Origin of the sequence: Chryseobacterium formosense, from assembly GCF_900116415.1 — a bacterium.
GTDB classification, from domain to species: Bacteria; Bacteroidota; Bacteroidia; order Flavobacteriales; family Weeksellaceae; genus Chryseobacterium; species Chryseobacterium formosense.
In genome coordinates this window covers 837,163-848,879 of record NZ_FPAP01000002.1, presented here as the reverse complement: position 1 = coordinate 848,879, position 11,717 = coordinate 837,163, and the positions used below count along the sequence as shown (strand labels likewise).

Below are 11,717 nucleotides of genomic sequence, written 5' to 3'. Positions count from 1 at the left end.
ATTATATTTTGTGTTTGAGTAGGTGTGCACTGAATCCGAAATCTTTTGCGCCTTTGTAATCAGCAATCGGATTATCACCGATATGCAAAATCTTTTCCAATTCCAAATCCTTGTTTTTCATTAAGTTTCTTACTTCCTGAAAGATCATCGGATTGGGTTTTGAGCAGTTGATTTCATCCGAATAAATATGGAAATCAATATACTGATCAAGATTTTCATTCATCAGAAATTTGCGCATCGTGATTCCTTTGATGAAACCTGTGTTGCTGAGAATATTAATTGTTTTTCCCTGATTTTTAATTTCATCAAAAAACTGATGAATATTTTCAAAAATCACAACAGGTTTATATTCTAAAAATAAGTCTTCACTTTTCTGATAAAATTCGTTTAAAATCTCTTTGTTTATTTGTTTTAAATCAACCTTCAACGAAGCTAAAATCAATAAATAAATCTCAAAAGTATCAACGTTACCGCCAATTAGTTCATTAATCGAATTACAAAGATCATCATAATATTTTACCGTTTTCGCAACTTCATCTATCGGTTTTTTCACGTCAAAAAATGAAGAAAAAAGCTCAACTCTTTTTGCTTTGAATTCGGGATGAGATTTGATGAGAGTAAGCCAAAGATCAAAAGAAAAATGATCATGGTTCTGAATGTCGATATCTGTTTTCAAAATAATTTAAGTTAAGAGATTTAGCTTTTATTGAAAAAGATTTTGTTTAAATGTTACACTGTTTTTAATCATCGTTTTGTGTTTTAAATTCAATTAAATTCAAAGATAAAATTTTTCATTCAATCTTGATTTTTTTTAAGATTTTTTAAGATTTTTATTAAAGACGATTAAGATCTTATTTTTACTTTTGAAAATATTTTTTTAAAAATTCTTTGCCTTTTAAATTTTTTTTCTAATTTCGCAACCGATTAACAATCAACAATGTCAACAAAAATGATAAATATTATAACTTTAAGCAATCCTATCAGAGCTGTGTACTTTGGTAGCACTGAATATTTATCTGAATAACGATCGTCCTTATAAAAACAAAAATATAACGAAGGCCTATCTGTTCAGATAGGTCTTTTTCGCTACCCTATTTCAGCTTTTACATTCTAAAAACTTCTGTTGTTCGGTGATAAAGTTTTGAAAATTTTCTTTTAAACTCAAGGTTTTATTAGAACTAAATCTTTGCGTCAAAAAATTCAAAAAAAACATCAATCAACATTATTTTAGAAGTTTAAAAATCAAAAATTTAAATTTAACAAAATGAAATACAATACACGAAATATAGGGATTATAGCACACGTCGACGCCGGCAAAACGACATTAACTGAAAGATTACTTTATTATACCGGAATGATCCACAAAATAGGAAACGTAGATGAAGGAAATACTACGATGGATAAAGACATTCAGGAGAAAAACCGAGGAATTACCATTTCATCGGCTGCAATTTCTACTCAATGGAAAAAAGATCAGAATGTTTTCAATATCAACATTATTGACACTCCGGGTCACATTGATTTTGCGGTAGAAGTTGAGCGTTCTTTAAGAGTTTTGGACAGCGTTGTTGCGGTTTTCTGCGCTTCTTCGGGAGTTCAGCCACAAACGGAAAACGTCTGGTTCCAAGCGGAAAAACATGGAATTTCCAAGATTTGTTTCATTAATAAAATGGACAGAATCGGAGCTGATTTTTTTGCTGTTTTAAATGAAATAAAAACTAAATTGAATGCAGTTCCTTTGGCTTTACAAATTCCAATCGATGCAGAAGACCAATTTGAAGGCGTCATCGATTTAATAAAACAAAAAGCGTTGTATTGGATCGATGAAAACGGAGAAACCATTATTGAGAAGGAAATTCCTGAAAATCATAAAGCGGAAGCTGATGAATTCAGACTCAAATTAATGGAAACTTTAGCCGAATTTGATGAAAATTTCTTTGAAAATTTCATGGATTCTGAAACGATAATTTCTGAAGAAATGATTTTTGAAGCGATAAAAAGAGCCTGTCAGTCAAGAGCTGTAGTTCCTGTTTTATGTGGTTCTGCTTTTAAAAATAAAGGAGTTCAGCCTTTGCTTGATGCGATCGCAAGTTATCTTCCTGCTCCGAATCAATTACCTTCTATCAAAGGAAAAGATGCGAAAACGGAAGAAACAATCGAGCTTGAAAGAAATGAAGAAGAAACTTTTTCAGGATTGGTTTTCAAAGTCGTGATTGATAAACACATGGGCAAATTGGCGATGCTGAGAATTTATTCAGGAAGTATAAAATCGGGTGATACAGTTCAGAATGTGAGAACGGATGAACATTTCAGGATTTCAAGGATTTTGCAGATGCAGTCGGACAAAACCACAACGATTGAAGAAGGAAAAGCAGGTGACATCGTGGCTTTAACCGGAATAAAAGATGCGAAAACCGGAGATTCTTTATCAGGTCTTGAAAAACCTATCTTGCTTGAATCCATTACGATTCCCACTCCAGTAATTCGGGTTTCGATTGAACCTAAAACAAATGCTGATGAGAAATCTTTCGGCTTGGTTTTATCGAAAATTCAGGAAGAAGATCCGTCGTTGGTTGTTGAAAGAGACAAACAAACGGGAGAAACTTTGTTGAGCGGTTTGGGTGAATTACATCTTGAGGTTACTTTAGAAAAGATACGGTTGAATCACGGCATTGAAATTAACCAAGGAAAACCTAAAGTTTCGTACAAGGAAATTTTAACTGAGACCAAAAAACACAGGGAAAAATTGGTTAAACAAACTGGTGGAAGCGGACAATTTGCAGACATTACATTTGAAATCGGACCTAGAGATGATAATGAAACCGGTTTGGAATTTATTAATCAGATAAAAGGCGGTGTTATTCCGAGTGAATATATTCCGTCGATTGAAAAAGGGTTCAGAGAAGCGATGGAACATGGTACTTTAAGCGGAAACCCTTTGGAAAGCATGAAAATTACGCTTCTGGACGGGTCGACTCACTCTGAAGATTCCAAAGCTCTTGATTTTGAGCTTGCTGCCAGAGATGGCTTCAAAGGGGTTGCAAAAAGTTGCAAGCCTAAACTTTTAGAACCCATTATGCAGGTTGAAATTCAAAGTATTGAAGAATATACCGGAGTCGTGACCGCCGACATCAATAAACGAAGAGGAATGATCACTTCGATTGACGAAAAATCAGGAAGAAAAATTTTCACTGCAGAAGTTCCTTTGGCTTCTACTTTTGGATATATTTCTGATCTGAGAACGTTGACGAGCGGTAGAGCTTCGATCAGCATGAAGTTGTCGCACTATGCTTTGGTGCCCGATTTCATTGCGAATACATTAGTAACCTAAAAAACGAGGGCTGTAAATTTATTTTGCAGTCCTTGTTTGGTTTATAATGTTATCTTTTCTCTCTCGGATTTTGCAGAGTGCGCAGATATTTTTTGTTTCCCACAGATTGCTCGGATTTTAACAGATGTTTGCGTGGTAATTTTAAACTTTTATCATTCAGCTTCCAACATCCAGCAAAATTATTTGCCACGAATTTCACTAATTTTCACGAATATTTTTGCAATACTCTTCTAAGTTTACTTAATCCAACACCAAACCCAAATAAACTCTCAAATACTCCCACTCTACAATAAGCCTACTTCTCAGGCATTACTTTATACGTCGGGTCTTCCTGAATGTTTACCTCGATTACAGCTTCAGCGTTTTTTAGCATTTTGATTGAATCTTCGCTTAAGTGTTTCAAATGTAATTTCTTTCCCTGTTCTGCATATTTTTTTGAAAGCTTATTCACTGCATCAATTGCGCTCATATCGACTATTCGGCTTTCTTTGAAATCGATAACGACTTGTTCGGGATCGTTTGTGGGTTCAAATTTATCTGTAAAAGTAGTGACAGAACCGAAAAATAGAGGTCCGAAAATTTCGTAGTACTTAATTCCATTTTCGTCAATATACTTTCTGGCACGAATTCTTTTTGCGTTATCCCATGCAAAAACCAGGGCTGAAATAATGACACCAACCAAAACTGCCAAAGCTAAATTATGAAGAATAATGGTAATTAGAGCAACAGTCATTCCGACAAAAATATCGGATTTTGGCATTTTATTGACAATACGAATCGAAACCCATTGAAAAGTACTGATCGCAACCATCATCATTACTCCAACCAAAGCCGCCATCGGAATTTTTTCGATAAACGGAGCTCCGACTAAAATGATAATTAGAATAGTAATTGATGCAATAATTCCGGAAAGTCTGGCTCTTGAGCCGGCATTTAAGTTCACCAAAGTCTGTGCAACCATTGCACAACCACCCATTCCGCCGAAAAAACCGTTGGTAATATTGGCTAAACCCTGAGCAACTGATTCCTTATTTGCACTTCCTTTTGAATTGGTGATTTCGTCAACCATTGATAGTGTTAATAAGGATTCAATTAAACCAACTCCTGCCATAATTAAGGCATAAGGAAAAATAATTTGTAAAGTTTCTAATGAAAATGGAATGCTTGGAATATGAAAATTGGGTAAACTACCACTGATGTGAGCGATGTCTGCAACGGTTTTCGTATTGATTCCAAAACCTAAAACGACTCCGAAAACAACTAAAATAGCAACTAAAGAAGCCGGAATGACTTTGGTTATTTTTGGAAAAAAATAGACAATCGCAATCGTTAATACAACCAATCCCGACATTATATATAAGGAAGAACCCTGAAGCCAGCTTACCGCTCCGTTTGTATCGATAATTTTAAATTGTTCGACCTGCGCCATAAAAATAATGACCGCCAAACCGTTTAAAAAGCCATACATAACTGGCTGCGGAATTAATCTTACAAATTTTCCCAGCTTGAAAATTCCAACCAACATTTGGAAAATACCCGCAAGAATGACTGTTGCGAAGAGATATTCTATTCCGTGAGTTTTAATTAAAGCAATCAGAACGACAATGGTTGCTCCTGCTCCACCAGAAACCATTCCTGGTCGTCCGCCTAAGATTGCGGTGACCAATCCCATCATGAAGGCGGCGTACAAACCTGTCAATGGAGAAAGACCAGCTAAAATTGCAAATGAAAGCGACTCGGGGATCATCGTCATTGCGACGGTAAGACCGGCAAGAAGTTCATTTTTATAATTAATTTTCTTCGAAAAGTCGAATAAAGACAATACACCCATTTTTAATATTATAATATTGACAAGAAAAATAGAAATTACTTATTAAAATAAAATAAAGTACATTTATAAACCATCATTCATTTTTCAGAGAGTATAATTTAATCCTAAATTTTCTATTCGACAAAAATACTGCTTACGATTTACTTATCAATTCATGAAGTACAATTTTCATCAAAGAATGAATTGTATGTCATTGGAAATCTACAAGAAACACAATATATGGATTACTATTTTCTTTCATTCAGGGCATTTTAACAGACTCTTTTCAAAATAAATTAAATATTATTAATATTAATAAAAAACTTTAATAGTGATTTATTGATTATTTTTTCTTAATTTTGAAACACAAACAAGGCAAATATTAATGCATATTTGAATTTTGAGTAAAAATATTATGTTAAATAATTGATTATTACGCTAAAGTAGTATTTTAATATTGTAAATCTTGGATAAGTACGTATTAAATCACTATTTTGAGTATTAATACAACTTTAAAAACATTATTTGAGACAATAACTAAATATACGGACTTGTTTCACCCACCAATCACAAAAACACAAATTGCTGAAAATCATATTTTTACAGTTAATAAATAATTTAACATTGTAAAGTAGTGAGACAGCCTGAACTTTGAGCATTTTCAAAACAAAAAAGAAATAATTCCCAAATATTTCTTTTCCGGCTCTGCAAACTATCTATTACTCTTTAAATACGATTAATTTAAAAATAAGTTATTATTAGTAAATGTTATATAAAAATATACATATAGGAAAGTACATTAAGGAAATGGTAGATCACAAAAATATACCGATCGAAAGAATCTGCAATTTTCTTGGTAAAGATGAAGAGTTCGTTGAAAATGTATATGAAAGTCAGTCTATAGGAACTGACATTTTACTGCGATGGAGCAAATTGCTCGAATATGATTTTTTCAGATTATACAGTTCGCATCTCATTTTATATGCTCCACCGGCTGCAGCAAATAAAAACACCACCCCCAAGAGTGATACCACCCCACAATTCAGAAAAAACATCTACACTCAGGAAATCAAAGATTTTATCCTGAACAGAATTGAATCCGGAGAAATGACTCAAGCTGAAGTGATCAAAGAATATTCGATCCCAAAAAGCACTCTGCATCGCTGGATTCAAAAGAAAAGATAACCACCAAAACATTATATTTTATGAGACCTAATTACAACAGAATTTATCAGGATCTCCTGAAAATGAATCATCCCGAAAAGCTGGAATGCCCGAAAGTGCGCGAACAACTACAGAAACTTGATTCTACAGAAGAGGTTTTAAAGCTGAACGAGCGTCTTTTCAAGCAATGTAAAGAGACCGCGAAAACCAATCAGCAACTTAAAACTTATGACAAGAAAACCATGCTGAAACTTCTGAATTATCAGAAAAAACACAATCTTTCTACAAGTTTTATGTCTAGAAAATACAACATTAGCCGCACAACATTTTCTAAATGGAAAAAAATTCTTGAAAAAGAATTGGCTAATTAAAATAAAAAAACACTGCATTTTTGCAGTGTTTTTTTTGATTAATCCCGACGGAGAACGTCTTTTATACCGTCAAGACCTTCACTGAACTGAGCCAATAAAGCAATCACTTGCGTCATTCTGTCATTATCACCGAGACCTTTTATCATTTTATTTTTGGCAAAAGTTTTTTTAATTTCTTCCCATCTTTGCTTTTCATCTTCGGAAATCAGATTCATCAATTCTTTTAGTTTCAGCATATTCGATTCGGCTCCGGTTGTTAAAGTCTGAGACTCATTCTGATAATGATTTAAAACAATCTGAGTCACTTCTTCATCTTTTAAAATGGGCTGTATCTGCGTGATCAGCTTATTCATATTTCGGTATGATCCCTGCAGTTTGAAAGACGGTTCATTTCTGTATTCATCAGACATTGCAGCGGAAGCGATGTACTGTTTATTTACTTTTAAAACAACATCTCTCACTTTCAACGTGTTTTCTAAAACCTTTCTGAAATCTGAAATTTCATTTGAACTGAAATTTCCCGCCAGATTTACATTCGGCGAATTGGATTGAATACTGTAGTAAAGATCGTAAAGATTCTCCATCCCGAAATGAGTCAGGCGAGTAAGATAATCGTTAGACATTAAAGCGTTTTCAATTAAACTTAAATCAAACAATTCAGTTTTACTGCCCGAAATTTCTCCCAAATTATACGTATCGGAACGGTTTGCCAACATATCCGGAATTTTGAATTTTTCGCCACTTTCCGTGTATGGATTTCCGGCCATCACCAAACAGAATCTTTTTGACCTTAAATCATAAGTTTTGCTTTCACCGTTGTAAATTCCTTCAATTTTTCTTTGTCCGTCGGCTAAAGAAATGAATTTCTGCAAAAACTCAGCATTACAATGCTGAATATCATCAAGATACAACATGACGTTGTCGCCCATTTCCAGAGCCAAGTTCAGTTTTTCGAGCTCCTGTTTTGCTCCTGCATTTTTCGCTTCATTCGGATCTGTAGAGACAATATCGTGACCGATTGACGGACCATTGATTTTCATAAAAACCAATCCCATTCGGTCTGCCATATATTCCATTAACGTAGTTTTTCCATAACCCGGAGGAGAAACCAAAAGCAACATTCCCATTCTGTCGGTACGTTTGTCGTTGCCGACTGTTCCCAATTGCTTGGCTAAATTAGCTCCGATTAAAGGAAAATAAACATAATTGATTAGTCTGTTTCTTACAAACGAACTTAAAACCTGAGATTTGAAAGTATCGATTTTCAGGGCTTTCTTCTTGTCATTGACCCATTTTGCTTTTAATTCCTGAAGCTGTTTGTATTTTGGAACCACCACTTCATTGAAATTGGATAAACGGAAACTGAATTCATAATAATTCAAAGCATAATCTACATTTTTTTCTAATGATTTTAAACCCTTTAAAAAAGTTTCATAAGCGATATGAAGAATATTTTTAGCATCAAAAGTCTGCGTTACGAAAAATACTGCTGTTTCTTTTTTAACATCATCTTCAAATTTTGATTCTGAATTAAATAAAAATGCATTCAAAGCACTTTCCGCAATGGAAAAACAAGCTGCAGGATACTGCTTTAAAGCATTCAGCTGGTCAATAAATTCTAAATCTTTTCCTTTTTCCTTTAAATCTTTTAAAAATGATTCATACAGCAAACCTGCTTTTTCAGAAACCAGAAACGCTGATTTATTTTCTCTTTTAAGATAAATGGCGACATTCAAATAATTTACGTCAGCAAAAAGATGATTGTTTTGAGCAAACAATTTTATTTCATTTGATAATTCTTCGTTGAGAAACTGAAAACCTTTATCCGTTGTAAATGATTTTGAAATTAAATTCGCTGCTTCAAACTGCTTTTGATAATATTCTTTTTTTCCCTGATTCAGAAAATACCAAAACAACTGCGCCAAAGCTCTTTCGGATGGCGTAAACTGCATCAATCCCAATTCATTGTGCATCTGCTGAAGTTTCGAAACAATCATCAACGCATCCTCGTCATGAATTCCTTTCACCAGACCTTCTCCAAAATGCTCAGTCATAAACTGCTGAATTGCATTTCGGTTTTGCTCTTCGGTATTGATATTTTTATTTTGCGAAAAAACATTCCAAGCCAAATATTCAAACCTTTTTACATGTTGATTTTCGGAAACATATTCCTGATTCCAGACTTCTTTGTACTCTGAAATGGCTTCAAAATTTAACGGCTCATAAAATCCAGTTCCTGTTAAATGATAATAATACCGGGCATTTCTCATCACCAAAGTCAGATCTAATTTTTGACGGTTGACCGCAAATTTATAATCACCCAAAGCAATCACATTGTCTCCGTCTGCATAGATTTCCTTTTTATCTTTAAGCTTTCTGACCGATTCCTGCTGTGAAGTTTTAAGTAAAGTCTGAATTTCTTCCGCTTTTGCAGAATCCTCCATTTCCATCAACTGTCTGGAAATATCACGGACTTTTTCAACCATTAAATCGGTTGCAAAATATCCGTTGATTTCGTTTTCTGAATCAAAAGATTCAGATTTTGTCTGTACAGATTTTAAAATTCGTTGTGCAGAATCGTATAAACTTTGAGTACGTTTATTTCTGGATTCCGTTAACTGAACTCTTTTATTTTGAAAATGACCGTAAACTTCTTCTCGCTTTTCGCCAATATTCTGGATAAACTCATCAAAATCAACGAACTTTGTTTCCATTTCTTCCAGTTGAATGGAAAGTTTAGTCAAATATTCATCACATTTTTCTGGAGTTTGAGACAGTTCGAGAAAATTAATCACCGATTGATCAAACAAAGTCATCTGCGCCTGAAAATCAGCAGACAATTCTTTTCCGGAAATTTCTCTTTTCCTTTTTGAAAGTTCTAATCGTTCCTGATTTAATCTCGCAAAAATTACCGAAATATTTTCAATAATCTGCGTTGATTGTGAAGTGTCTTCAATTTGTAAATTGTTGACAATATCCACCAAAAGTTCGAGCTGTCCGGATAGATTATTGATTTCCTCCTCAATTGGTTTTGCATCAATCGCTTTCTGTAAATTGATAATATTTTCAGAAATCTGCTGTGCTCTGTTTTGATAAGGAAGCAGCGCATCATCCTGAAGCAGAAAGTTTACACAGGCATTCGAAAGTTCTTCAGATCTTTCAGCCAATGATTTTTCCAAAGAATCGAGAACGACTACATCTACATATTTTAAATCCCTTGCTCCGGTAATTTCACCACGCAAAGCCCTGATTTGGGAGAGCATGTCGATATATTCCGTTAATTGAGAATAGTTGATTCTTTTGGTATCCTCTAAAATTTTCTCACAGGCTGTTTTGATTTTTTCAACGGCTTCCCCTGTATTTTTCTTCTGTTCAACAACTTTTTCATATTCATTGATTGCTGAATGAGCAATATTTCGGATTTCTTTTAAAGGCTGATCGAGATTTTCAACCTCATCATCTCCAAGAAAATAATATGCATCTAAAATGGTCGTGGAAAGTTTAACGATATCATCGTACAGTCCGCTGTAAGAATCTTTTTTATTTAAAAGCGTAATCAGTTCCTGACTCTCCGCCATGACTCTCACAATATCTTTATTCCCGATTTTGTAAAGAAGCGTGTCTGATTTTTCCGTATTCGGAAGCAACTCTTTAGAATAGGGAGTCTGCCAGATTTGGGCTAAATGATGCTTCGTCGTTTCTACACTTTCTCTTAAATAGACCAATTTTCCGTCATTTAAAACGGAATATCCGCTACAACGAATCGGTGTTTCAATCGTTTGGGTAATAATATTATACGAAATCAGCTGATAATTATTTGTTTTATCATCGTAGAAAACATACATGAAATTTTCACCATTCGGCTCCTGAATCGTTTTCAGATAATGTAGTCGGTTTACATCCTGAGAGATCACCTTTAAACCTCCCGTCTGCAAAGCATAACCGTTTGAGAACAAGACGCCTTGATTTTCCGGGAGCAATACTGCTGAATGTTTTAAAGTATCAACTCTTGAAACCGTTTTCTCTTTGTGATTGTAAATAAAATATCTTTCGGTTTCCTGATAAGGTTTGATTTTAAATAAAACCAAATTATCAAGGTCACAAAAATGAATTTCCGCATCATCAAGATTCTGATCTTTATGAATGACATCTTCAGAATAAATTCCCTTTCCGGTATCGGTATTATCTTCGATTTTTATGGTTAAATCTCCACCAATGGATTCCACAAAAACTTTATCAGCCAAAGAAACGTGAGGAAATTTTCCGCTTCGCTGCATATCTCTGGTTGCTTTTGTCCATGCAAAACCATGTTGCGGCGGATACGTTACTTCCGAAGCACTTCTCGAATCAACATAAGTCAGCCGATTGTCTTTAATCAGCCATTTGAATGCTTTAATATCCGATGGACTTTCAGACAACTGGAAAACCATGTACAAATAGTTTTCGGTAAAATGAAAGCGTGCAAAAAAGGTGTTTCTGTAATATTTATACAGGTTTTTAAATTCCTCAATAAAAATTTCATCTCCGATTAAGGAAGAATCCTGTGGTTCAAAACGGTCGTTATTGATTTCATAGATTGAAAAAACATCAGTGATATTAATCTCTGTCTGCAAACCCAAATGCGCATTAGATCCGAAAATCAAAATATCTTTCAGTGAAAAAATATCTTTAGCAACGCAATTATGCTCCGTAGAGATTCTTTCGTTAGCGATGAGTGAAAAATCTACGCCGCCGAAAATCTCTTTACGGTTTTCGTTCAGCTTGTGAAGCCTTTGAGTGAGGTCGTTTTTCTGCTCATTCAGACGGTTCTGTATGATTTCGTATGTCCCTGAATTTAATTGTCCTGACATATTTTTTTGTTTGATGTTATTCTTTGAGATGATTTATTTTTAACGCAAAGTTCGCAAAGATTTTTTTTAAAATATTGTATGTAATTTTTCGTTCGCAAAGGCGTTTGACTACGTCGAATCTTCGATTTCAATCAGCAAAGGCTTTGATTAAGTTGTTGAAAATAAGTTTTGGCTAAAGCCAAATGAATTAA

The 11,717-nt window shown here is 34.2% G+C and carries 6 protein-coding genes; 3 read left to right on the top strand and 3 right to left on the bottom strand.

Features of this window, described 5'->3' with window-relative positions; translation table 11 throughout:
* Position 1: 1 nt before the first annotated feature.
* On the bottom strand, positions 2 to 676 hold the full coding sequence (locus BM371_RS10180; protein ID WP_034673959.1) for an HAD family hydrolase: 675 nt from the start codon (positions 674 to 676) through the stop codon (positions 2 to 4).
* 588 nt (positions 677 to 1,264) lie between these two features.
* On the opposite strand from BM371_RS10180, the gene fusA reads away from it, so the two are divergent.
* Complete coding sequence (gene fusA / locus BM371_RS10175) at positions 1,265 to 3,331, top strand: elongation factor G (protein ID WP_034673958.1); 2,067 nt, start codon at positions 1,265 to 1,267, stop codon at positions 3,329 to 3,331.
* A 295-nt stretch (positions 3,332 to 3,626) separates the two neighbouring features.
* Here the strand turns inward: fusA and BM371_RS10170 are convergent, their stop codons facing one another.
* Positions 3,627 to 5,162: a SulP family inorganic anion transporter gene (locus BM371_RS10170; protein WP_034673956.1), complete on the bottom strand. Its 1,536-nt coding sequence runs from the start codon at positions 5,160 to 5,162 to the stop codon at positions 3,627 to 3,629.
* Positions 5,163 to 5,906: 744 nt separating this feature from the next.
* On the opposite strand from BM371_RS10170, the gene BM371_RS10165 reads away from it, so the two are divergent.
* Positions 5,907 to 6,326: a transposase gene (locus BM371_RS10165; protein ID WP_034673954.1), complete on the top strand. Its 420-nt coding sequence runs from the start codon at positions 5,907 to 5,909 to the stop codon at positions 6,324 to 6,326.
* A gap of 20 nt (positions 6,327 to 6,346) precedes the next feature.
* Positions 6,347 to 6,676 (top strand): hypothetical protein, encoded by a 330-nt coding sequence (locus BM371_RS10160; protein ID WP_034673953.1) that lies wholly within the window; start codon positions 6,347 to 6,349, stop codon positions 6,674 to 6,676.
* Positions 6,677 to 6,714: 38 nt separating this feature from the next.
* On the opposite strand, the gene BM371_RS10155 is transcribed toward BM371_RS10160, so the two are convergent.
* Positions 6,715 to 11,526, bottom strand: coding sequence for a DNA repair ATPase (locus BM371_RS10155; protein ID WP_034673951.1), 4,812 nt, complete (start codon positions 11,524 to 11,526; stop codon positions 6,715 to 6,717).
* Positions 11,527 to 11,717 lie beyond the last annotated feature (191 nt).